Annotated in this window: 21 protein-coding genes and 4 tRNA genes; 14 read left to right on the top strand and 11 right to left on the bottom strand. The window is 69.6% G+C overall.

The genetic code is table 11. The annotated features are described in order from the left end of the window. The first annotated feature begins 1 nt into the window (after position 1). Positions 2-1,972 (top strand): 1-deoxy-D-xylulose-5-phosphate synthase, encoded by a 1,971-nt coding sequence (gene dxs / locus B1729_RS17480; protein WP_163617167.1) that lies wholly within the window; start codon positions 2-4, stop codon positions 1,970-1,972. On the opposite strand, the gene B1729_RS17475 is transcribed toward dxs, so the two are convergent. The 5 genes from B1729_RS17475 to B1729_RS17455 form a co-directional block, all read right to left on the bottom strand. After that, positions 1,969-2,679, bottom strand: coding sequence for a hypothetical protein (locus B1729_RS17475; protein WP_204260009.1), 711 nt, complete (start codon positions 2,677-2,679; stop codon positions 1,969-1,971). The two genes, dxs and B1729_RS17475, sit on opposite strands and share 4 nt — an antisense overlap. 233 nt (positions 2,680-2,912) lie before the next feature. Next, on the bottom strand, positions 2,913-5,072 hold the full coding sequence (locus B1729_RS17470) for a 3-hydroxyacyl-CoA dehydrogenase NAD-binding domain-containing protein (RefSeq protein WP_163634050.1): 2,160 nt from the start codon (positions 5,070-5,072) through the stop codon (positions 2,913-2,915). A 12-nt stretch (positions 5,073-5,084) separates the two neighbouring features. Further along, positions 5,085-6,290 (bottom strand): thiolase family protein, encoded by a 1,206-nt coding sequence (locus B1729_RS17465; RefSeq protein ID WP_163617165.1) that lies wholly within the window; start codon positions 6,288-6,290, stop codon positions 5,085-5,087. A 72-nt stretch (positions 6,291-6,362) separates the two neighbouring features. After that, positions 6,363-7,562 (bottom strand): HRDC domain-containing protein, encoded by a 1,200-nt coding sequence (locus B1729_RS17460; RefSeq protein ID WP_163617164.1) that lies wholly within the window; start codon positions 7,560-7,562, stop codon positions 6,363-6,365. Continuing rightward, complete coding sequence (locus tag B1729_RS17455; RefSeq protein WP_163634048.1) at positions 7,555-8,145, bottom strand: DUF3000 domain-containing protein; 591 nt, start codon at positions 8,143-8,145, stop codon at positions 7,555-7,557. Before B1729_RS17455 ends, B1729_RS17460 begins: the two co-directional genes overlap by 8 nt. A gap of 25 nt (positions 8,146-8,170) precedes the next feature. Here B1729_RS17455 and B1729_RS17450 point away from each other — a divergent pair, with 25 nt between their 5' ends. Next, positions 8,171-9,373 (top strand): alpha/beta fold hydrolase, encoded by a 1,203-nt coding sequence (locus B1729_RS17450; RefSeq protein ID WP_163617162.1) that lies wholly within the window; start codon positions 8,171-8,173, stop codon positions 9,371-9,373. Positions 9,374-9,389: 16 nt separating this feature from the next. Here the strand turns inward: B1729_RS17450 and B1729_RS17445 are convergent, their stop codons facing one another. After that, a complete protein-coding gene (locus tag B1729_RS17445) occupies positions 9,390-9,830 on the bottom strand; it encodes a SufE family protein (protein ID WP_163617161.1) in 441 nt (146 codons plus the stop codon). 35 nt (positions 9,831-9,865) lie between these two features. Next, on the bottom strand, positions 9,866-10,771 hold the full coding sequence (locus B1729_RS17440; protein WP_163634046.1) for a sulfurtransferase: 906 nt from the start codon (positions 10,769-10,771) through the stop codon (positions 9,866-9,868). A 163-nt stretch (positions 10,772-10,934) separates the two neighbouring features. Here B1729_RS17440 and zapE point away from each other — a divergent pair, with 163 nt between their 5' ends. The 3 genes from zapE (at position 10,935) to B1729_RS17425 (ending at position 14,062) form a co-directional block, all read left to right on the top strand. Further along, positions 10,935-11,963, top strand: a complete 1,029-nt coding sequence (zapE, locus tag B1729_RS17435) for a cell division protein ZapE (protein ID WP_163617159.1) — start codon at positions 10,935-10,937, stop codon at positions 11,961-11,963. A gap of 181 nt (positions 11,964-12,144) precedes the next feature. Beyond that, the gene (locus B1729_RS17430; RefSeq protein ID WP_163634044.1) at positions 12,145-13,413 is read left to right on the top strand and encodes an ammonium transporter; all 1,269 of its coding nucleotides are present in this window, start codon (positions 12,145-12,147) and stop codon (positions 13,411-13,413) included. A 112-nt stretch (positions 13,414-13,525) separates the two neighbouring features. Continuing rightward, positions 13,526-14,062, top strand: a complete 537-nt coding sequence (locus tag B1729_RS17425; protein ID WP_163617157.1) for a type II toxin-antitoxin system PemK/MazF family toxin — start codon at positions 13,526-13,528, stop codon at positions 14,060-14,062. A gap of 41 nt (positions 14,063-14,103) precedes the next feature. Here B1729_RS17425 and B1729_RS17420 read toward each other — a convergent pair. Further along, a tRNA-Val gene (locus B1729_RS17420) sits at positions 14,104-14,179 on the bottom strand. Positions 14,180-14,334: 155 nt separating this feature from the next. Between B1729_RS17420 and B1729_RS17415 the strand changes: the two genes are divergently transcribed. From B1729_RS17415 to B1729_RS17405, 3 genes are all read left to right on the top strand, one after another. Continuing rightward, positions 14,335-14,407: transfer RNA gene (locus B1729_RS17415), tRNA-Gly, on the top strand. Between the two features lie 53 nt (positions 14,408-14,460). After that, a tRNA-Cys gene (locus tag B1729_RS17410) sits at positions 14,461-14,531 on the top strand. Positions 14,532-14,557: 26 nt separating this feature from the next. Next, positions 14,558-14,632, top strand: a tRNA-Val gene (locus tag B1729_RS17405). A gap of 15 nt (positions 14,633-14,647) precedes the next feature. Here B1729_RS17405 and B1729_RS17400 read toward each other — a convergent pair. After that, on the bottom strand, positions 14,648-14,884 hold the full coding sequence (locus B1729_RS17400) for a KTSC domain-containing protein (protein ID WP_163617156.1): 237 nt from the start codon (positions 14,882-14,884) through the stop codon (positions 14,648-14,650). Positions 14,885-15,122: 238 nt separating this feature from the next. On the opposite strand from B1729_RS17400, the gene thrS reads away from it, so the two are divergent. Further along, the gene (thrS, locus tag B1729_RS17395) at positions 15,123-17,117 is read left to right on the top strand and encodes a threonine--tRNA ligase (RefSeq protein WP_239525738.1); all 1,995 of its coding nucleotides are present in this window, start codon (positions 15,123-15,125) and stop codon (positions 17,115-17,117) included. Positions 17,118-17,182: 65 nt separating this feature from the next. Then, positions 17,183-17,752: an HIT domain-containing protein gene (locus B1729_RS17390; RefSeq protein WP_163617511.1), complete on the top strand. Its 570-nt coding sequence runs from the start codon at positions 17,183-17,185 to the stop codon at positions 17,750-17,752. Between the two features lie 74 nt (positions 17,753-17,826). Here B1729_RS17390 and pdxY read toward each other — a convergent pair whose 3' ends face one another. Then, positions 17,827-18,678: a pyridoxal kinase PdxY gene (gene pdxY, locus B1729_RS17385; protein WP_163634042.1), complete on the bottom strand. Its 852-nt coding sequence runs from the start codon at positions 18,676-18,678 to the stop codon at positions 17,827-17,829. Positions 18,679-18,685: 7 nt separating this feature from the next. After that, positions 18,686-20,029: an aminotransferase class I/II-fold pyridoxal phosphate-dependent enzyme gene (locus B1729_RS17380; RefSeq protein ID WP_163617154.1), complete on the bottom strand. Its 1,344-nt coding sequence runs from the start codon at positions 20,027-20,029 to the stop codon at positions 18,686-18,688. Between the two features lie 74 nt (positions 20,030-20,103). Here B1729_RS17380 and pdxS point away from each other — a divergent pair, with 74 nt between their 5' ends. From pdxS to B1729_RS17360, 4 genes are all read left to right on the top strand, one after another. Further along, entirely contained in the window at positions 20,104-21,048 is a 945-nt protein-coding gene (gene pdxS / locus B1729_RS17375) for a pyridoxal 5'-phosphate synthase lyase subunit PdxS (RefSeq protein ID WP_163634040.1), read from the top strand. Continuing rightward, positions 21,042-21,647: a pyridoxal 5'-phosphate synthase glutaminase subunit PdxT gene (gene pdxT, locus B1729_RS17370; RefSeq protein WP_163634096.1), complete on the top strand. Its 606-nt coding sequence runs from the start codon at positions 21,042-21,044 to the stop codon at positions 21,645-21,647. The genes pdxS and pdxT overlap by 7 nt, the downstream gene beginning before the upstream one ends. A 37-nt stretch (positions 21,648-21,684) precedes the next feature. Further along, entirely contained in the window at positions 21,685-22,206 is a 522-nt protein-coding gene (locus B1729_RS17365; RefSeq protein ID WP_163617152.1) for a hypothetical protein, read from the top strand. Positions 22,207-22,364: 158 nt separating this feature from the next. Continuing rightward, on the top strand, positions 22,365-22,812 hold a 448-nt coding region (locus B1729_RS17360; protein WP_204318961.1), incomplete at its 3' end, for a YebC/PmpR family DNA-binding transcriptional regulator.

The raw sequence follows: 22,812 nt of genomic DNA, 5'->3' as shown, positions 1-22,812 counted from the left end.
GATGTCGCTGCTGTCGTCCATCACCGGACCCCGCGACCTCGACGCGCTGACCATGGATCAGCTCGAGCAGCTCGCGGACGAGATCCGCGGCTTCCTCGTCGAGAACGTCGCACGCACGGGTGGCCACCTGGGCCCCAACCTCGGGGTCGTCGAGCTGACGGTCGCCCTGCACCGCGTGTTCGATTCGCCGAACGACCCGATGATCTTCGACACCGGCCACCAGTCGTACGTGCACAAGCTGCTCACCGGGCGCCAGGACTTCACGAACCTGCGTGCGCGCGACGGCCTGGCCGGCTACCCGCAGCGCTCGGAGAGTCCGCATGACGTCGTCGAGTCGTCGCACGCGTCGAGCTCGCTGAGCTGGGCGGACGGGGTCTCCCGCGCGCTGACGCGCACCGGCCGCAAGGACCGGCACGTCGTCGCCGTCGTCGGCGATGGCGCGCTCACCGGCGGAATGACGTGGGAGGCGCTCAACAACATCTCCGACGACAACGACCGCAACCTCGTGATCGTCGTCAACGACAACGGTCGCTCGTACGCCCCGACGATCGGCGGGATGGCCCGCTACCTCAACCGTGTCCGCACGGCGGAGTCATACCGCACATTGCACCGCGGCTCCGACGACCTGTTCCGCAAGCTCGGTCCCGCCGCACGCGCCGTCTATCGCGGCGTTCGCGGGGGCACGCACGGCTTCCTGTCGCGGTTCACCAACAACGCGGCCCTCTACTCGAACCTCGACATCAAGTACCTCGGCCCCGTCGACGGTCACGACCTGCCGACGCTGATCGAGACCCTCGAGCTCGCCAAGTCGTACGGCGCTCCCGTCATCGTCCACGCCATCACCGAGAAGGGCCGCGGCTACGCCCCGGCTCTGGAGGACGAGGCCGACCAGTTCCATGCGGTCGGCAAGATCGACCCGATCACGGGCGAGTCGCTCGGTGCGACGGGCGGTGTCGCCTGGACCGACGTCTTCGCCGACGAGCTCGTCGCGGTGGGCGATGCGCGCGACGACGTCATCGCGATGACTGCGGCGATGCTGCGCCCGACCGGCCTGCTCGCGTTCGCACAGCGATTCCCCGACCGCGTCTACGACGTCGGGATCGCCGAGCAGCACGCCGTCGCCTCGGCGGCCGGTCTCGCCTTCGGCGGCCTGCACCCGGTCGTCGCCATCTACGCGACGTTCATGAACCGCGCGTTCGACCAGGTGCTGATGGATGTCGCCCTCCACCGCGCCGGCGTAACCTTCGTGCTGGACCGCGCCGGGGTGACCGGCCCCGACGGACCGAGCCATCACGGCATCTGGGACCTGGCCATGCTGCAGATCGTGCCGAACATCCGCATCGCCGTGCCCCGCGACGGCGCGCGCCTGCGTGAGGAGCTGCAGGAGGCGGTCGCCATCGACGACGGCCCCACGGTGATCCGCTTCCCGAAGGGTGGCGTCAGCCCCGAGCTGCCGGCGGTCGAGCGCCTCGATGACGGCGTCGACGTGCTGGTGCGCTCTGACGCGCACGACGTGCTGCTCGTCGGCATCGGCCCTATGGCGCACATCGCCGTCGACGTCGCCGAGCGCCTCCGCGCACAGGGCATCGGCGCCACCGTCGTCGACCCCCGGTGGGTCGTGCCGGTGCGGCCGTCGATCGTCGAGCTCGCGGCATCCCACCGCCTGGTCATCACGATCGAGGACGGCATCCGGGTCGGCGGCATCGGCACGCGCGTGCGACAGGTGCTGCGCGAGGCAGGGGTCGACACCGCGGTCGACGAGCTCGGGGTGCCCGATGCGTTCATCGATCACGCGAGCCGTGAGCAGATCCTCGAGGACGCCGGCCTGACGCCGGCGAAGATCGCGCACGATGTCGTCGCCCAGGTGCTGGGCACCAGGATTCCGGTGGCGCGCGGTGCCCAGAACAGCGAATCGACACAGACCACGGAGATCCCGGTGATGACCTCGCTGTCGCGCGACCGGCGCGGCTAGACGGACGAGAAGCGGGTCGCGAGGACGGATGCCGCGGCATCCCATTCGGGTGAGGTCGCGTCCGTCCGGCGCGGCGTGATCGCCTGCGACAGCAGGTAGCCGTCGGTGAGCGCATCGCCCGTGACGATGACCCGCAGCAGCTCGATGCCGCAGTCCGTCCGCACGAGTTCTGCGCACGCCGCGACCACGCGCGGCGACAGGAGGTCGTTCGGCGGCAGCACCGCGCCGTCCAGTTCGTGCACGAGATCGCGCAGCGCAGCGCCCACGATGTTGCCCGCCCGCTCCTTCACGTTGACGACGTCCAGCTCCAGAACGCGCAGGTCGTGGCCGGTGACGATCGGCCGCCAGTCGAACGACGCGTGCACGAGGTGCTGATGCCCGCTCGCGGCGGTGAGGCTGCGAGCAGGGAGGTCGGTCGAGCGCGCCCGAACGTCGACCAGACGGTACCAGTAGAGGATCGGGAACGCCCCGTGGGTCCCCGGACGCAGCACCACGACCTCGCCGCGTCCGTCGTCGGCGCCCCTGACCCTGCGGATGATCGGCTTGCCGTTGCGGGTGCGGATCGCGGTGGAACCCTCGTCGACCGTCACCAGGAACAGCTTCATGAGGGCGGGCACGACTACGAGCAGCGTCAGCGCGGCCCCGCTGGTCTTGACCAGCACCCCGAGCGCGCTGCCGCTGAACATCCCAGAGATCACATCCAGCATCCGGACACCTCCCGTTCGAACCATCCGACAGGGACAGAATGCCGTGCCCAGCGCAGCGCGATGCGCCGTGGTGGCCTCCCAGCGGCGAGTGTTCACGGTTCGGACGCACCACGTTCCGCGAAGTGAGCACCGACGTTCCGCCGGCGCGCGGCGATCGGCCCTCGCCCGCGCTGGGAACCGGCAAGGGCGCACCCTCCGAGGAGGATGCGCCCTTGCGAGGAGGTCGCGCGGTGTCAGCCGCCGATGCCCTTGATCACTGGGTGGTGGAAGGTGTCGCCGAAGGCACGCTCGGATGCGCCCTCGCGGTCGAGGTAGGGCGACGCCCCACCGTCGATGAACGGCCAGCCGGCGCCGAGGATGAGGCACAGGTCGATGTCCTCCACCTCCGGGACCACGCCCTCGTCGAGCATGAGCTTGATCTCCTGCGCGAGGCCGTCCTGCACGCGCGCGAGGATCGTCCCGGCCGAGGCGGGTGTCGAGCCCACCGCGGGCTTGAGCGCCTTCTCGGCCGCCTTGGTCCAGCCCGTGACGCGCCCGCCCTTGTCCTTCTCGACGACCTCCGGCAGCTCGGCGAGGGCGTGGAGGTTCTCGTTCGCGTAGAACCGGTCCGGGAAGGCATCCACCATGGTGTCCTGCACGTGGGCCGCGACCTTCCACCCGACGAGGTCGATGAGCTGGAACGGCCCCATCGGCAGCCCAAGGGGCGCGAACGCCTTCTCGACCTCCGCGATAGGGGTGCCCTCGTAGACGGCGCGCGCAGCCTCACCCATGACCTTGGCGAGCAGGCGATTGACGACGAAGCCCGGCGCGTCGGCGGTGAGCACCGCGTTCTTGCCGAGGTTCTTCGCGACCACGAACGCCGTCGAAAGGGCGGCATCCGACGTCTGCGGCGTCTTCACGATCTCGATCAGCGGCATGACCGCCACCGGGTTGAAGAAGTGGAAGCCGACGAGACGCTCCGGGTGGGCGAGCTTCGCGCCGATCTCCTCGACCGACAGCGACGAGGTGTTGGTCGCGAGGATCGCGTCCTCGGCGATGATCTGCTCGATCTCGCCGAAGACCTGCTGCTTGACGCCGACCTCTTCGAACACCGCCTCGATGACGAAGTCGCAGTCCGCGTACAGGCTCTTGTCGGTCGTGCCGGTGACCAGGGCCCGCAGCCTGTTGGCCGCGTCGCCGTCGAGGCGTCCCTTGGCCTCCAGCTTGCCGATCTCGTCGTGGATGTACGCCACGCCCTTGTCGACACGGGCCTGGTCGAGGTCGGTGATGAGCACCGGCACCTGCAGCTTGCGCACGAACAGCAGCGCGAACTGGCTCGCCATGAGGCCGGCGCCGATGATGCCGACCTTGGCGACCTTCTTCGCGAGCGCCTTGTCGGGGGCGCCGACGGGGCGCTTCGCACGCTTCTGCACCAGATCGAATGCATACATGGATGCCGCGAACTGGTCGCCGGTGACGAGCTCGGCCAGCGCCTCGTCCTCACGGGCGAAGCCTTCGGCCTTCGTGCCGCTCTTCGCCTTCTCGAGGAGCTCCAGCGCCGCGTACGGCGACTTCGGCACCGTCCCGATCTTGGACTCGAGCATGCCGCGCGCCATCTTGACGGCGATCGGCCACTTGGTCAGCCGCTCGATCTTGCCCGGCTCGTGCTTGCGCTCCACCTTGGTCTTGCCGGTCAGCACGCCGTCGGCCCACGCCAGCGAGTCCTCGAGGTAGTTCGCCGCGGGGAAGATCGCGTCGACGATGCCGTAGTCGAACGCCTGCTGCGGCTTGAGCATGCGGTTCTGCTTGAGCGGGTTCGAGATGACCACCTCGAGCGCGTTCTCGATGCCGATGAGGTTCGGCAGCAGGTACGCCCCGCCCCAGCCGGGAATGATGCCCAGGAACACCTCGGGCAGCGCGATCGCGGCGGCGGAGGCATCCACCGTCCGGTACGTGGAGTTCAGCGCGATCTCGAGGCCACCGCCGAGCGCGAGCCCGTTCACGAAGGCGAACGTCGGCACGCCGAGCTCGGACAGCTTGCCGAACACCTTGTGGCCGAGCTGCGCGACCAGGCGCGCGTCGTCCTTCGAGCCCACCTTCGAGATGTCGGACAGGTCGGCGCCGGCGGCGAGGATGTACTGCTTGCCGGTGATGCCGACCGCCTGGATCTCGCCGTCGGACGCGCGCGCCTTGAGGGCGTCGAGCGTCTCGCCGAGCTGGATCATCGTGGCCGGGCCCAGCGTGTTGGGCCGGGTGTGGTCGCGCCCGTTGTCGAGTGTGACGAGGGCGAGCACCTTGCCGGAGGAGAGACGGATGTCGCGCACCCGCGAGTGCGTGATCACCTCGCCTTCGGTGACGGCGAGGATGGGGGAGAAGTCGATCTCCGCGTACTGTTCAGAAACGGTGTTCGTCATTCGTGCTGACCCTTACTTCTTCCGCTTGCCGTCGTAGTGCGGGTTCTCCCAGATGACCGAGCCGCCCTGACCGAGGCCCACGCACATCGCCGTGAGGCCGTAGCGGACGTCCGGACGCTCGGCGAAGTGCGCCGCGAGCTGGATCATGAGGCGGGTGCCGGAGGCGGCGAGCGGGTGGCCGAAGGCGATCGCACCGCCCCAGGGGTTCACGCGCGGGTCGTCGTCGGCGATGCCGAAGTGGTCGAGCAGCGAGATGACCTGGATCGCGAAGGCCTCGTTCAGCTCGAACAGGCCGATGTCGTCGATCGTCAGGCCGGCCTTCTTGAGTGCCTTCTCGGTCGACGGGATGGGGCCGATGCCCATGATCTCGGGCTGCACGCCCGCGAACGCGAACGACACCAGCTTCATCTTGGGTGCGAGACCGAACTCCTTCACCGCGCGCCCACCGGCCAGCAGCGACATCGTCGCCCCGTCGGTGAGCGGCGACGACGTTCCCGCCGTCACGCGCCCGTGCGGGCGGAAGGGCGTCTTGAGCGCCGCGAGGTCCTCCATCGTCGTCTGGGGACGGCGACCTTCGTCCTCGGTGGCGAGGCCCCACGAGCCCTCGGCGTCCTTGATCGCGACGGGGACCAGGTCGGGCTGGATCTTGCCGGCGTCGTACGCGGCCTGCACCTTGTGCTGGCTGAGCATGCCGAACCGGTCCGAGCGCTCCTTGGTCAGGTGCGGGAACCGGTCGAAGATGCGCTCGGCGGTGACGCCCATGTTGAGCGCGCCGGGGTCGACCATCTTCTCCGCGACGAACCGCGGGTTCGGGTCGGCGTTGCCGCCGATCGGGTGGTGGCCCATGTGCTCGACCCCGCCGGCGAGGGCGAAGTCGTACATGCCCATGCCGATCGAGCCCGCCATGGTCGTGACGCTCGTCATGGCACCCGCGCACATTCGGTCGATCGCGAAGCCCGGGACGGTCTGGGGGAGTCCCGCCAGGATCGCGACGCTGCGGCCGAGGGTGAGCCCCTGGTCGCCGGTCTGCGACGTCGCGGCGATTGCGACGTCGTCGATGCGGTCCTTCGGAACGCCCGGGTTGCGCTCCATGAGCCCGATCGTCGCCTTGACGGCGAGGTCGTCCGCTCGGGTGTTCCAGTACATGCCCTTCTCGCCGGCGCGCCCGAAGGGGGTGCGCATTCCATCGACGAAGAAGACGTCCGAGATCTCGGCCACTCTGCCTCCAAAAATAGGGATGCCGCCAGCCTAGGAGGGGCCGCGGAGCGGCCGGAATCGGGTGGCGGAAACCTACGAAGCGGGTTCCGACGCCTCCGACACAGCTTGCACGGAACCGACAAAAGCATCGGCGATAACCTGTGCAGTCTGCGCAATCTGCCAAGGCCGTGCTCCGAGAGCAGCCAGCACCTCGCCGACGGATGCCGCGGTCAGCGGTTGCGGGGGAGACCAGGCGACTCGGCGCAGCAGCTCGGGCGTCAGCAGGTTCTCCGTCGGCATGTGGAGCTCCTCGGCACGGTGCTCGACGACCGGGCGCGCTGCTTTCAGGCGTACGTCGGCCTCCGGGTTGCGATCGACCCACGCGCGGGGCGGGGGCAGCGTGTCGCCGCCGGTCGACCGTTCGAGCGGAAGCTCGGTGACGGCGCGGCCGGCCTCGATCGCCGCCCACCACCGATCGAGCTGCGATCGGCTCGCCCGTCCGGTGAACTCCTTCAGCGTCCCCAGGGCGCTCTTCGACGCGGGATTCGCGATCACGGCGGCGACGAGCGCCCGGTCGGGGACCAACCGGCCGGGTGCGACATCCTCTTCCCGTGCGAACTCCTCACGCGCGATCCACAGCTCACGCGCCACCGCCAGCGCCTTGCGACCACGCACGGTGTGCAGGCCCGACAGACGGCGCCAGGGCTCCTCACGCGGCGGTTTGGGCTCGCGTTCGAGCACCGCGCGGAACTCCTCATCGGCGAAACCTGTCTTGCCCTGCTCGACGAGCTCCTGAACGAGCTTGTCTCGCACGTCGACGAGATGCTCGACGTCGAGCGCTGCGTACTCCAGCCACGACTGAGGCAACGGCCGCGTCGACCAGTCCGACGCCGAGTGCGCCTTGGCGAGGGTGATCCCGAGCGTGTCCTCGACTACGGCGCCGAGGCCGACACGCTCGTGTCCCAGGAGGCGCGCCGCGAGCTCGGTGTCGAAGATACTCGCGGGCTCGAGGCCGATCTCGCGCAGCGAGGGCAGGTCCTGGCTGGCGGCGTGGAGCACCCACTCCTCGCCACCGATCGCCTCCTGGAGAGCGCGGAAGTCGCCGATCGGCGGCGGGTCGAAGAGGAACACTCCCGCGCCGCGGCGGTACACCTGCACGAGATACGCCCGCTGCGAGTACCGGAAGCCGGACGCCCGCTCGACGTCGACGGCGACCGGGCCTTCGCCGTCACCCAGCAGGCGTGCAGCCTCCTCGGCGCGCGCGAGCTGATCGATCACCTCGTAATCAGCCACGCGGCGACCTGTGCGAACCGAGCATCGCGATCCCTTCCGAGCCGGGCGGGAGACCGGCCAGCATGCAAACCAACTCCGCCCATGCTTCCACGTGCGGGGCGATCGCGCCTTCCGGCGACCACGAGGCGCGCAGTTCGATCTGCGCCCCTTCGCCCTCCGCCTCCAGCGCGCCGAACCCCTTCGAGAGGGTCTTCGTGGCGGTGCCGGATGCCGAGTGGAAGCCGGCATGTCGCGACTCCAGGGCGTCGGTGAGCCAGGTCCAGGCCACGTCTGCGAGCAGGGGGTCCATGCCGATCTCGGCCTCGAGGGGCGCCTGCGCGAAGCAGACGATGCGCCACGGGCCGTTCCACGGGGCCGGTTCGTCGGGATCGTGCAGCAGCACGAGGCGACCGGTGCCGTACGGGGAGTCGGTGTCGTCGGGGGAGGAGCGCACATCCCCTGCGATGGCGAGCGCATCCGGCGCGAGGCCCTGCGGCGCGGCGATCTCACGCACGGTGAGGTCTGCGCGGAAGCGGATGTCGCGCACCGCCTGCGCGGCCTGCTCGAAGGCGCTCGATGCCGCGGGGGGACGCTGCTCAGCCACGCGGACAGACTAGAGTGGTGCCTCGATGGTCGCCTCCAGGCGCGCCGCAGTGCGCCCCGCATCCCCTGCTCTCGTCGCCGGCGTGAAGGCCGCGCTCACCGTGTTGAGCGTCGCCCTAGCCGGTGCGCTCGGCGCGCTTGCCGCAGGCTCCGTGCTGATGGCTCGCAAGGTGGTCACGCCCGCACGCCGTCTGGCCGACACGCGCATCCTCGCGCTCGACCCCGCTGCGCAGACGATCACGCTGTCGCGCACGCTCGACACCGAGCTTCCCGGCCGGTACGGACTGTTCACGACGGGCTCTTCGGACTACATCAAGCTCGGCTCGGTGCTCTCGGAGGATGCCACCAGCGTCAAGCGCAAGCTCCTCACCCACGTCCCGGCGGACGCGCGGCTCGAGCCCGAAGCGGCGTTCAGCGGCTGGTACTACGACCACCCCGAGCAGCTGCACCTCCCGTTCACCCCCGAGCTGATCGGCTCCACGATCGGCCCCTGCCCGGCGTGGCTGTTCCCCGCGGGCGACGGCGACACCTGGGTCATCCAGGTGCACGGGCGCGGCACGACCCGCGCCGAGTGCCTTCGGGCGGTTCCTGTCTTCCATGAACGGGGCATCACCAGCCTGGTCGTCTCGTACCGCAACGACGCCGAGGCACCCCGCAGTCGCAGCGGCACCTATGCGCTCGGCGCCACCGAGTGGCGCGACGTCGACGCCGCGGTGGGCTTCGCCCGCCGTCGCGGTGCCCGCCGCATCATCCTGATGGGGTGGTCGATGGGCGGCGCCATCGCCCTGCAGGTCTCGCTCAACTCCCCGCACGGCGATGCGATCGCCGGGCTGATCCTCGAGTCGCCTGTCGTCGACTGGCGGACCGTGCTGAACTACCAGGCACGCGCGGAGCGCGTGCCCGGCGCCGTCAGCAGGCTCGCGATGGAGGCGCTGCAGACCGAGTGGGCGTCCCCGCTCACGCGGGCCGGCTCCGCGATCCGCCTCGACCAGCTCGATGTCGTCGCGCGGGCGCCGGAGCTGCGGCATCCGATCCTCATCCTGCACAGCGACGATGACGGCTTCGTGCCGTCCGACGCCTCGCACGGGCTGGTCGCGGCACGCCCCGATCTCGTCGAGATGCAGGTCTTCGAAGTGGCGCGGCACACCAAGCTCTGGAACTACGACCAGGAGCGGTGGAGCAGCAGCATCGGCGCCTGGCTCAGCGCGCAGGGACTCGTCGCCGACTGAGCCGCACCGCCGCGAGTCAGGCGGGTGACGCCGCGCGCACCTGCCGCTGCGCCCGCAGCAGCATGCCCGTCATGCCCGAGAGCCGCAGCGGAGACACCACGCGCGTGAGCCCCAGCGTCTGCGGGTAGTCGCCGGGCACCGCCAGCACCTCCGCCGCCGACAGACCGGTGAGGCCCTGCGCCAGGATGCTGGCGAAGCCGCGGGTCGTCGGTGCCTCGGGCGGGGCGGTCGCGTGCATCGAGACGGTGCCGTGCCCATCGACGTCGACGATGATGAAGACGGGGGACTGGCACTCCACGACGCGCTCGTACCGCTCGGGATGGTCCTCGTACTCCGGCGGGACCGCCGGCAGCTCGTACGAGTACTCCAGCAGCAGCTGCAGCCGGTCGGGCTCGGGCAGCTCAAGGAACTCGTCGCGGATCTCGGCGAGTCGGTCGGGCAGGACGGCTTCGGTCATCACACCCATCCTCCCACGCGGCGGGTGCGCACGGCTCAGCGGGCCGGGGCCGCCCCCGGCTCCGCACCCGTCACGATCGGCACGCGCACCGCGCTGCCCCACTCGGTCCAGGATCCGTCGTAGTTGCGCACGTCGTCGAAGCCGAGGAGGTGCCGGAGGACGAACCAGGTGTGACTCGAACGCTCGCCGATGCGGCAGTATGCGACGATCGCGTCGCCGTCCTGAAGACCCGCTTCGGCCCGGTAGATCGCGTCCAGCTCGGCCCGCGACTTGAAACCGCCGTCCACCGCGACGGCACGCGCCCAGGGCACGCTCTGCGCCGACGGGATGTGGCCGCCTCGCAGGGCGCCCTCTTCGGGGTACGCCGGTGCCGTGGTGCGGGAGCCGTCGTACTCCTCCGGAGAGCGGACATCAATGAGCGGCCCGCTGCCCAGGTGCGCGAGCACGTCGTCCTTGTAGGCGCGCAGCGCCGTGTCGTCCCGCTCCACGACCGGGTAGTCCGTCGACTCGGGCGTCGACCGGTCGGTCGTCACCGGCCGGCCCTCCGCGATCCACTTGTCGCGGCCGCCGTCGAGGAGGCGGACGTCCTCGTGGCCGAAGAGCGAGAACACCCACAGCGCGTAGGCCGCCCACCAGTTGTTCTTGTCGCCGTAGATCACGACGGTGTCGTTGCGCGAGATGCCCTTGCGGCTGAGCAGAGCCGCGAACCCCTCGCCGTCGACGTAGTCGCGCACCACGGGATCGTTGAGCTCGGTGTGCCAGTCGATCTTGACTGCGCCCGGGATGTGGCCGGTCTCGTAGAGCAGCACGTCCTCGTCGGATTCGACCACCGCGAGGCCCTGCTCGCCGAGGTGCGCCTGCAGCCACTCGCCAGTGACGAGCCTGTCCGGGTGGGCGTACTCGGCGAACTTCTCGGACGATGTGTCGGTCTCGACGGGCATGGGATCTCCTGGAGTCGGGTGCGGTTCGGTCGGGCGGCTGTCATCCGGCGTCGAGCGAGGCAGGCGCACGCGGGCGACGGTTAGGGTTGAACCGTCGCCTCCGACCATAGATTCCCGGACGGGCGTGCACAGCCCCTCTGTAAGACTCCGACACAGGATCCGCATGACCGCCTCCGTCACACGCACCGGCGTCGTCCATCTCGCGGAGCGCGCCCCCCAGCTCGCAGGCGCAGAGATGGTCGCCGCACTGGTCCCGCCCCCGCAGTTCGCCGATGCGACCTTCGACACCTATCGGGCGGACCCCTCGTACCCGTCGCAGCAGCAGGCGAAGGATCTGCTGCAGGCGTTCTCGGGTGCCTCCGCTCCGGTCAAGGGCGGGCTGTTCCGCCGCGCCAAGCGGCCCGAGCTCAAGCCGGGCATCTATCTCGACGGCGGATTCGGCGTCGGCAAGACGCATCTGCTCGCCGCCGTCTATCACGCGATGCCTGCGCGCCGGAAGTACTTCGGATCGTTCATCGAGTACACGGCGCTGGTGGGCGCCCTCGGCTACCAGAACACGGTCGAGCTGTTCCGCGGATCCGACCTGCTGTGCATCGACGAGTTCGAGCTCGACGATCCCGGCGACACGATGGTGATGACGCGGCTGCTCGGCGAGCTCGTGTCGTCGGGCACGCGGCTGGCCGCGACATCCAACACGCCCCCCAACGCCCTGGGCGAGGGGCGGTTCGCCGCGCAGGACTTCCTCCGCGAGATCCACGCGATGGCCGCGAGCTTCGAGACCATCCGCATCGACGGCACCGACTACCGTCACCGCGCGGTCGACGGCCACGCCGCCGTGCTCGATCCACCGCAATACGAGGCGGCGATCGCGGATGCCGCTGCCGCGGGCCTCGCCTCGGACGACACGTTCGACGGGCTCGTCGCCCATCTCGCCCGCGTGCACCCGTCTCGGTACATCCGCCTCATCGAGGGTCTCTCGCTCGTGGGACTGCGGGATGTGACCCCCTTCACCGACCAGTCCGCCGCCCTGCGCTTCGTCGCCTTCATCGATCGCGTGTACGACGCGCAGCTGCCGATCCGGGCGACGGGAACATCCCTCGATCTGGTCTTTCCCGAGGAGATGCTCGCCGGCGGCTACCGCAAGAAATACCTACGCGCGATCTCACGGCTCGTCGCGTCGACACTCGCGTGAACAGGATGCAGCGGCCTGATTCCCGGCCGGCATCGGGCTGAGCGAAACACGATGTTTACCTGCGCGCCCATCGTGTAACGCGGGAGAAACACGGGTCGACCGGCTGCGGAAACGGACCGTCGTCACACTGAGGGAACCCGACGCTACACCTGCGTCACACGCAGAGAGGTTCTCCACCGAGATGGATCAAGGCAACACCGCATTCATGCTCATCGCGGCCGCGCTCGTCTTGTTGATGACGCCCGGTCTCGCATTCTTCTACGGCGGCCTGGTCAAGGCCAAGAGCGTCATCAGCATGATGATGCTGAGCTTCGGCGCACTGGGGCTCATCGGCGTGCTCTGGGTCGTCTACGGCTACGCCATCGCCTTCCCGAGCGCCGAAGGACTCGTCGCACCGTGGGCGATCGACTGGTCGGCGATCGGCCTGACGAGCCTGCTCGAGGTTCCTGAGGGCGCGTCCTACCCGCCGCTGGCCTTCGTCGCCTTCCAGGCCACGTTCGCCATCCTGACCGTCGCCCTCGTGTCGGGCGCGATCGCCGACCGCGCCAAGTTCGGCTCGTGGATGATCTTCGCCGCCATCTGGGCGACGATCGTCTACTTCCCGGTCGCCAGCTGGGTCTTCAACTTCGGCCTCGCCGAGGACGGCAGCTTCGCCTACGGCGGCTGGATCACCTACGGCATGCAGGAGTGGTTCGGCGTCGGCGCGATCGACTTCGCCGGTGGCACCGCCGTCCACATCAACGCCGGTGCGGCGGCCCTCGCGCTCGCGCTGGTGCTCGGCAAGCGTCTCGGCTTCCAGAAGGGCGTGCACGTCCCCCACAACCCGCCGTTCGTGCTCCTCGGCGCCGGCCTGCTGTGGTTCGGCTGGTTCGGCTTCAACGCCGGCTCGGAGCTCGCCGCCGACGGCACCGCCGCCCTCGCGTTCGTGAACACGATCGCCGCTCCCGCCGCCGCGCTGCTCGCCTGGCTCGTGGTGGAGAAGATCAAGGACGGCAAGCCCACGTCGGTCGGCGCGGCCTCGGGAGCGGTCGCGGGTCTCGTCGCGATCACCCCGGCGTGTGCCTCGCTGACCCCGATCTGGGCCATCGTGCTCGGCCTCGTCGCGGGCGCCCTGTGCGCTCTGGCGATCGAGCTCAAGTACAAGTGGGGCTTCGACGACTCGCTCGACGTGGTGGGCATCCACCTCGTCGGCGGCCTGATCGGCACGCTGTACCTCGGCTTCTTCGCCAACAACACCGGCCTGATCTACAGCGGTCAGTTCACGCAGCTGCTCGTCCAGGCGATCGCCGCCGTGTCGGTGCTGGTCTACTCGTTCGTGCTGGCCTACGCCATCGGCTTCGTGATCGAGAAGACGGTCGGCTTCCGCGTCAAGAACGAGGACGAGGTCGCCGGTATCGACACCGTCGTCCACGGCGAGGAGGGCTACGTGCTCGAAGGCGCACGCGTCTGACACGCACGGCACTGCCCGAAGGGGCGTCGCGGTTCCCCCCACCGCGGCGCCCCTTCGCCGTGCCCCGGCTTCCTTCGGAGCGCCCCGCAGCGGCCGCCCGCGCACTCCTAGGATGGCGACTGTGACACAGCGAAGCGGGCTGCTCGGCATCCTGAACAGCATCCTGCGGCCCCGCCGGCGACCGGCTCCGTCTGCACCGTCCGCGCCGCCAGCGCCGCCCGAGAGTCGCAGCGGTCCCGCGGCCACCGTCGAGGTGCCGCCACCCGCGGCGGGCGCGCTGCGCATCACGTACGCGCCGCACCGGGACGGCGATCCCGACGCGGGCGAGATCGTCTGGACGTGGGTGCCGTACACCGAGAACGACGGCCGCGGCAAGGATCGGCCGGTACTGGTCATCGCGCGGCAGAGCGAGGACCGCGTGTACGCCGTCCGGCTGACGAGCAAGGCTCACGACGGCGATCGGGACTTCCTCGCCATCGGCACGGGGGACTGGGACGCGCAGGGCCGGCCGTCGTGGATCGACATCGACCAGCTCTACAGCGTGCATCGCGACGGCATGCGGCGGGAGGCATCCGCTCTCGAGCTCGACCGCTTCGTACGCGTCGCCGACGCCTTGCACCGCCGTTTCGGCTGGAGCGTCGGCGGCTGACGGCATGAAACCGGCCCGGTCACTAGGTGACCGGGCCGTGGTGGTGGGCGATACCAGACTCGAACTGATGACCTCTTCCGTGTGAAGGAAGCGCGCTACCAACTGCGCCAATCGCCCGTTCCCCGAGGGGGACGACTACCGATCCTACCGGATGCCGAACGCCGCTTCGGACCACATCCGGATGACACGCGCGGGGTGCGTCTGGTTTTGCAGGACGCCCAGGATCGGTTAGAGTCTTTCAAGTGCCCGGGTGAACAACCCGGGAACGAAATGCGGATGTAGCGCAGTTGGTAGCGCACAACCTTGCCAAGGTTGGGGTCGCGAGTTCGAGTCTCGTCATCCGCTCGAGTGCAGGGATCTCCTCCAGGGATCACGGCACGTGGGGTCAAACCACACGCGGTGGCGTGGCCGAGCGGCTAGGCACCGGCCTGCAAAGCCGTTTACACGGGTTCGAATCCCGTCGCCACCTCGCCGACAACTGAACAGCCTCTTTAGGCGCGATTGGCGCAGCGGTAGCGCGCTTCCCTGACACGGAAGAGGTCACTGGTTCGATCCCAGTATCGCGCACCACCTGAAACCCCCGGTTCACCCGGGGGTTTCCTCATTCCCCCAGCGCACGTGCTCCGAGGGGTATACGTCGCGGATCCGCTCGCGGAAGAAGTTGCCGGCGCTGTCGGCGGCATGCAGCCCGCGGTGTACCGACGGCGGCACCGCGAAGTAGCGATAGACCTCGCCCGAGGTGAACTCGAGCTCGAGCACCGCGGTCCCGGCGTCGTAGCCGGCCGACGCGATCGCCGTGGAATCGAGAGGGTGTCGCCGCACCCGCTCAGGCTAAGCCGGGGGCCGCGGGCGCACTCGAAGACCACGCCGAGTTCCGCGGGCACGGCGACATTCGGCGCCGACCGTCCGCTGGGTACACTCGAGGGGTGGAACTCGTCTGGTCGACCGCGACAGCGGCAGTGAAGACCGACACGCGAACGCTCGGCGCCTGAGCGGGCGGGGCGCGTCGTGCGCCCGAAGCTGAGTAGCCTTGATCCGAGCCATTCCCAGGAGAGTTTCCGTGACTGACGCTGTGTCCCATCCGACCGACGGCTTCGCCCTGTTCCCCGACCGCTCCGTGGTCGCGCTGCGCGTGAACGGCGAGCTGAAAGACCTCGCGACGGTGGTGACCGACACGGATGCCGTCGAGCCGGTCGCCATCGACAGCCCCGACGGTCTCGCCATCCTTCGCCATTCCGCCGCGCACGTGCTCGCTCAGGCCGTGCAGCGCATCAACCCGCAGGCGAACCTCGGCATCGGCCCGCCGATCACCGATGGCTTCTACTACGACTTCGGCGTGGAGCATCCGTTCACTCCGGAGGATGTGAAGGCCATCGACAAGGAGATGCAGCGCATCGTCCGCGAGGGCCAGCGCTTCGTCCGCCGCGTCGTCACCGATGAGGAGGCGCGCGCCGAACTGGCCTCCGAGCCGTTCAAGCTCGAGCTCATCGGCCTCAAGGGCGGCGGGGCCGAGAAGACCGAGGGCGCCTCGGTCGAGGTCGGCGCCGGCGAGCTGACGATCTACGACAATGTCGACCGCGACGGTCAGACGGTGTGGAAGGACCTCTGCCGGGGCCCGCACCTGCCGAACACCCGCATGATCGGCAACGGCTGGGCGCTGCAGCGCATCGCCGGAGCCTATTGGCGCGGCAGCGAGAAGAACCCGCAGCTGCAGCGCATCTATGGGACCGCCTGGCCTTCCAAGGACGAGCTGCGCGCGTACCAGACCCGTCTCGAGGAGGCCGCGAAGCGGGATCACCGCAAGCTCGGCAAAGACCTCGACCTGTTCTCGTTCCCCGACGAGATCGGCTCGGGTCTGTCGGTGTGGCACCCCCGCGGCGGCGTCGTGCGCGGCGAGATGGAGCAGCACGCGCGTCGGCGCCACATCGCCGGCGGCTACACCTACGTGTACACGCCGCACATCTCGAAGGAGGACCTGTTCCTCACCTCGAACCACCTCGTCACCTACAAGGAGGGGATGTTCCCGCCCATCGTGATGGACGAGGAGCGCGACGAGCACGGCGAGATCACCAAGCATGGCCAGGACTACTACCTGAAGCCCATGAACTGCCCGATGCACATCCTCATCTACAAGGAGCGGGCGCGCAGCTACCGCGATCTGCCGATGCGGCTCGCAGAGAACGGCACCGTGTACCGCAACGAGCTGTCGGGTGCGCTGCACGGTCTGACCCGCGTTCGCGGCTTCACCCAGGACGACTCGCACCTCTTCGTCACGCCGGAGCAGCTCGAGAGCGAGACCACCCGCGTCCTCGAATTCGTGATCTCGATGCTGCGCGACTTCGGCTTGGACGATTTCGAGCTCGAGCTGTCGATGCGCGACGACGAGAAGGACAAGTGGATCGGCTCGGAGGAGTTCTGGGACTACTCGACGAACGCGCTGCGCAACGTCGCGATGGCGAGCGGTCTGAAGCTCACCGAGGTGCCGGGAGAGGCCGCGTTCTACGGGCCGAAGATCGATCTCAAGACCCGTGACGCGATCGGCCGGGTGTGGCAGCTGTCGACGGTGCAGGTCGACCCGAACCTGCCCGAGCGCTTCGAGCTGGAGTACACCGATCGCGACGGCCAGAAGAAGCGGCCGATCATGATCCACCGCGCGCTGTTCGGCTCGATCGAGCGGTTCTTCGCCATCCTGCTCGAGCACTACGCCGGCGCGTTCCCGGTATGGCTGTCGCCCGTGCAGGTGGTCGGCATCCCGGTCGCGGAGGACTTCGCCGACTACCTGGGCGACGTGATCGACCAGCTCAAGGCCGAGGGCGTGCGTGCCGAGCTCGATCACAGCGACGACCGCATGCAGAAGAAGATCCGCACGCACACGACGCAGAAGGTGCCGCTGCAGCTGATCGCCGGGGCCCAGGACCAGTCCGCGGGCACCGTGTCGTTCCGTTTCCGCGACGGCACCCAGGAGAACGGCGTGCCGATCGCGGACGCCGTGCGCCGAGTCCAGGAGGCGATCGCCGCCCACACGCTGGTGAACACCGCGGAGGACTTCGCGTGAGCGACGACCCGCATGCGGGGAGTCGCGATCGCGATGTCGCGGTTCCTGAGCCTGTCGAAGGGCGCGTGAGCGACGGGTCGACGGGCGCGGTCTCCGGCGAGGACGCCGCGCTCGTCGACGCCGCGACCTTGGCGGGGGTGCCCGACGAGTTCCAGCGGCTCTGGACCCCGCACCGAATGGCCTACATCCAGGCCGGGCCGGAGGTGCTGCGCAAGGAGTGCCCGTTCTGCGAGGCGCCGCGGAAGTCCGACGAGGACGGACTGATCGTCTTCCGCGGCCGCACCGCCTACGCGCTGCTGAACCTGTTCCCGTACAACTCCGGACACCTGCTGGTATGCCCGTACCGCCACATCGCGACGTACGACCAGGCGACCGACGAAGAGGTGGCCGAGATCGGCACCCTCACCCAGCAGGGCATGCGGGTGCTGCGTCAGATCTCGCGGTGCGACGGTTTCAACATCGGCATGAATCAGGGTCACGTGGCCGGTGCGGGCGTCGATGAGCACCTCCACCAGCACATCGTGCCGCGGTGGGCGGCCGACGCGAACTTCTTCCCGATCATCGCCAAGACGAAGGCCCTGCCCCAGCTCCTCGGTGATGTGCGCCGCGCCGTGTCCGAGGCCTGGCACGGCTGACCGCGGGAGCGGACGCCGCGGGCCGCGGCATCCTCCCCGCGCGTCCCTTCGCGCGGAGAGGTATACCGGGACCGTCAGCGGACCTGCGTGACCTCGAACTGCAGGCGCGGGTGGGCGTAGGCCTCCTGCGACTCGATCAGCTGGAGTTCGCGCTCGCCCGAAGCGTGCGTGCGCTCGAGCAGGTCGTACACGCTCGACGTCGTGCGGGCGAGGGCGTCTGCGGCGTCGCCGGTGCGACGGCAGTGCGCGGTGAAGAGGGCGGCGGTGACGTCGCCTGAGCCGTTGGCCTTCATCGGGATGTGCGGTGTCTGAACGATCCAGGCGCCGTCCTCCGTGACGGCGAGCATCTCGATCGTTCCCTCGGGGCGGTCCGGACGCTCGACGCTCGTCACGAGCACGGTGCTCGGTCCCATCGCCCGGGCGAGGTCGGCCGAGGCGAGGGTGGATTCGAGATCGGCGGGCTCGGTCCCGGTCAGGAACCCCAGCTCGAACTGGTTCGGGGTGATGAGGTCCGCGGCGGGCACGACGCGCTCGCGCAGCAGCACGGGGATCGCCGGCGCCACGAAGCAGCCGGACTTCGCGTTGCCCATCACCGGGTCGCAGGCGTAGACGGCGGCCGGATTGGCCTCCTTGACGCGCGCGACGGTGTCGAGGATGACGTCGGCGATGCCCTCGCCGCCCTGATAGCCCGAGAGCACGACGTCGATCTGCGGGAAGGCGCCGCGCTCCTCGATCCCGAGGATGACGTCGCGCACCTCGTCGGGGCCGATCATCGGTCCGCGCCAGGCGCCGTACCCGGTGTGGTTCGAGAAGTTCACCGTGTACACCGGCAAGACCTCGACGCCGATGCGCTGGAGCGGGAAGACGGCGGCGGAATTACCGACGTGACCGTAGGCGACCGCGGACTGGATCGAGAGGATCTTCACCGCTCGATCATGCCACTTCCCGTGCGGCGGGCCGTCCTCCGGCGGCGCGCACCGCGGCGGCTGCGTCGGCGGCCAGCCGCCCGGCGTCGGCGTCGTCGAGATCGTGCACCGTGAGGCGCAGACGGTGCGACGGCGCGTCGCCTGCGAGCACGAACTCGTCGCCCGGACGCGCCAGCCAGCCGCGTCGCATCAGCTGCTCGGCGACGTCGCGGGCGGGCACGGGGAGGGGGATCCACAGGTTCAGTCCGTCGCCGGCAGCCGCGGGCACGCCTGCCGCGGTGAGCCTCTCCACGAACGCGGCATTGCGCGCCGCGTAGTGCACACCCGCGCGGCCGATCGCGGCCATGGTGCCGGCATCCGTCACCAGTGCGAGGGTGAGCCGCTGCAGCAGGTGGCTCACCCACGTCGTCCCGGGGGTGAGACGCATCGCGAGCCGTTCCGCCGTCTCGGGATCGGATGCCGTCACGGCCAGGCACATGTCCGGTCCGAGGAACTTCGACACGGACCTCACCAGCGCCCAGCGTCGATGGCCGGGAGCGATCACGGAATGGAAAGGCTGCTGCGACAGCAGCGAGAAGTGGTCGTCCTCGATCACCAGCACGTACGGGTGGTCCCGGAGCACCTGGCGCAGCTCTTCCGCCCGCCGGGCCGACAGGCTGGCGCCGGTCGGATTCTGCGCCCGCGGCGTGAGGACGACGGCACGGACGCCCTGATCCAATGCCGCGCGCAGCCCGTCGGGCGTCATGCCCTCGTCGTCCACGGGCACCGGGACGGGACGATAGCCGCCGATGCGGACGGTGTGGATGCTGGTGAGGAAGCAGGGGTCTTCGAGGGCGACCGCGTCGTCGCGGGTGAGCGCCTGGGCGAGCAGCCGGTCGACGGCATCGGCCGCGCCACTGGTGATGGTGAGACGCATGTCGACGGTCGGGGGCAGGCCGTCGCGCATCCATTCCTGCGCCCAGCGCTCGAGCTCGGGGTCGATGACGGGCTCGCCGTAGAGGACGGGCCGGCCCGCCATGCCCGCCAGCGCCCACGACGGATCGGGGATGAGTGCCGGGTCGGGGTTGCCGGTGCCGACGTCGCGCAGCACGTTGCCGGCGGCGAAGCCCTCCTGCGCGACGGGGGAGAGGTCGGCGACGCGCGTGCCTCCCCGACCGCGCGTGACGATCACGCCTGCCTGCGCGAGCTGCCGGTACGCGGCGACGACGGTGTTGCGGTTCACTCCCAACTCGTCCGCGAGCGACCGCACGGAGGGCAGCGGGTCGCCGGGGAGCAGGTTGCCCCGCTCGATGCGAGCGCGCACGCTTTCGGCGATCTCGGCCGCGGATCGCCCGCTGATGTCGAGGGTCATATGCCGCCCCTGCTGCTCGTTCCGAGGCCCGCCGAGCGGCGGGTTCGCCTCATGCTATCTTTTGGCCTAGGCCAATGCCCGAATTGTCCTCACCCGTTGCGCTCCGGCGCCTCCGATCGAAGGGAAAGCTCGTGACCACCGACACGGGAACCGACCGCGTCAAGCGCGGCCTCGCCGAGATGCTCAAGGGCGGCGTCATCATGGACGTCGTCACCGTGGACCAGGCCAAGATCGCCGAGGACGCCGGCGCCGTCGCCGTCATGGCCCTCGAGCGCGTGCCGGCCGATATCCGCGCACAGGGCGGCGTCTCGCGCATGAGCGACCCCGACATGATCGACGGGATCATCGAGGCGGTGTCGATCCCGGTCATGGCCAAGGCCCGCATCGGCCACTTCGTCGAGGCGCAGGTGCTGCAGGAGCTCGGCGTCGACTACATCGACGAGTCCGAGGTGCTCTCACCCGCCGACTACGTCAACCACATCGACAAGTGGAACTTCACCGTGCCGTTCGTCTGCGGAGCGACCAATCTGGGTGAGGCGCTGCGGCGCATCAACGAGGGCGCCGCGATGATCCGCTCGAAGGGCGAGGCGGGCACCGGCGACGTGTCGGAGGCCACCAAGCACATCCGCAAGATCACCAGCGAGATCAACCTGCTGCGCTCGATGTCGAAGGACGAGCTGTACGTCGCCGCCAAGGAGCTGCAGGCGCCGTACGACCTCGTCGCCGAGATCGCCGAGACCGGCAAGCTCCCCGTCGTGCTGTTCGTCGCCGGCGGCGTCGCCACGCCGGCCGATGCCGCGATGATGATGCAGATGGGCGCCGACGGCGTGTTCGTCGGCTCGGGCATCTTCAAGTCGGGCAACCCCGCCCAGCGTGCGGCGGCCATCGTCAAGGCGACCACCTTCTACGACGACGCCAAGGTGATCGCCGAGGTCTCCCGCGGACTCGGTGAGGCGATGGTCGGCATCAACGTCTCCGACCTTCCCGCTCCGCACCGTCTCGCCGAGCGCGGCTGGTGACGACGCCCGCTCCGCGGGTCGGCGTCCTCGCGCTGCAGGGGGATGTCCGCGAGCACGTGCGCGTGCTCACCGACCTCGGCGCCGATGTGACGACGGTGCGCCGCCCTGCGGAGCTGGCCGCCGTCGACGGACTCGTGCTTCCCGGCGGGGAGTCGAGCGTCATCGACAAGCTCGCGCGGGCGTTCGGCATGCGCGGGCCCGTCCGAGAAGCGATCTCCGCGGGCATGCCGGTCTACGGCACGTGCGCAGGCCTCATCCTGCTCGCCGAACGCATCACCGACGGCATCCAGGGCCAGCAGACCTTCGGTGGGCTGGACGTCACCGTCCGGCGCAACGCCTTCGGCAGCCAGGTCGACTCGTTCGAGGTCGACCTCGATGTGGCCGCGCTCGGGGAGCCGCCGGTCCACGCCGTGTTCATCCGCGCACCGCTCGTGGAGGAGGCGGGCGACGGCGTCGAACGCCTCGCGACGCTCGACGACGGACGGGTCGTGGCGGTGCGCCAGGGGGCGCTGCTCGGCACCTCGTTCCACCCTGAGGTGACCGGAGAGCAGCGCTTCCACGCACTGTTCCTCGACATGGTGCGCGAGCGGGCTCGTTGAGCATGCGCGGGCGATACGGCGGGGTAGATTCTGACTCATGACGATCAACGACTGGTGGCGCGAGCACCCGGCGGAGCGCTACTGGATGATCGCCCCCTCGCGCGGCGTCGTCGGCGATGCCCTGTCGGCGCCGAAGGCCGCCGAGGAGCGGCGGTTCGAGTGGTCGCACGAGCTCGTCGGCTTCACCGAGCCGGGTGACACCCTCTTCGTCTGGGACCGCACCCTCGCGGTGCCGGGTATCGCCGCATGGGGACGGGTGCTCGGCCCGCTCGGCGAGGAGACGCGGGCGCGTCGCGGCGACGACCTGCCGCATTGGCGGATGCCGATCAGCGACACGCTGCGCCTCGCCTCACCGATCACCCTGCCGAGTCTTCGACGCGTCGGCGGCGAGATCGTGAGTGTGCGCGATCGGGTGGAGCAGCTGACGGACGGGCCGGTCTATTTCCCGTTCATCGGCTCCGCCGAGACTCTGGCGCCGGCGCCCGCCTACCTCACGAAGGTGCCGCGAGACCTCGTCGCGCTGCTGTCGTCGCGGTTCGGCTTCGAGTTCGCCCTCTAGCGCTGCTTGCACGCCGGAGCGGATGCCGGTTCCTCCCTCCGCGACAGCAGGGATCGCGAATCCGCCGCGCTGCGGGAATAGAATTGTCCGTCGGCGGTGGCCGTGCCGAATGACGCGGGCCGATGCGACCCGCCGACGAGCGTGAATACAGGAGGACCATGTCCGGGCATTCCAAGTGGGCGACGACCAAGCACAAGAAGGCGGTCATCGACTCCCGCCGCGCGAAGTCGTGGGCCAAGCTCATCAAGAACATCGAGGTGGCTGCCAAGCTCGGCGGCCCCGACCTGCAGGGCAACCCGACCCTGTTCGACGCGGTGCTGAAGGCGAAGAAGACCTCTGTCCCCAAGGACAACATCGACCGCGCCATCAAGCGCGGCGCGGGCATCGGCGGCGAGTCCGTCGAGTACGCGTCGATCATGTACGAGGGCTACGGCCCCAACGGCGTCGCGCTGATGATCGAGTGTCTGACCGACAACAAGAACCGCGCCGCGGCGGAGGTGCGCACAGCGCTCACGCGCAACGGCGGGACGCCGGCCGACCCCCGCAGCGTGGCGTACAACTTCACCCGCAAAGGCGTCATCGTCGTGGGCGGCGAGAGCACCACCG

The sequence above is a fragment of the Microbacterium sp. B35-04 genome (genome assembly GCF_010634885.1).
Taxonomy (GTDB): domain Bacteria; phylum Actinomycetota; class Actinomycetes; order Actinomycetales; family Microbacteriaceae; genus Microbacterium.
This window is presented reverse-complemented; position numbering and strand designations above follow the sequence as displayed.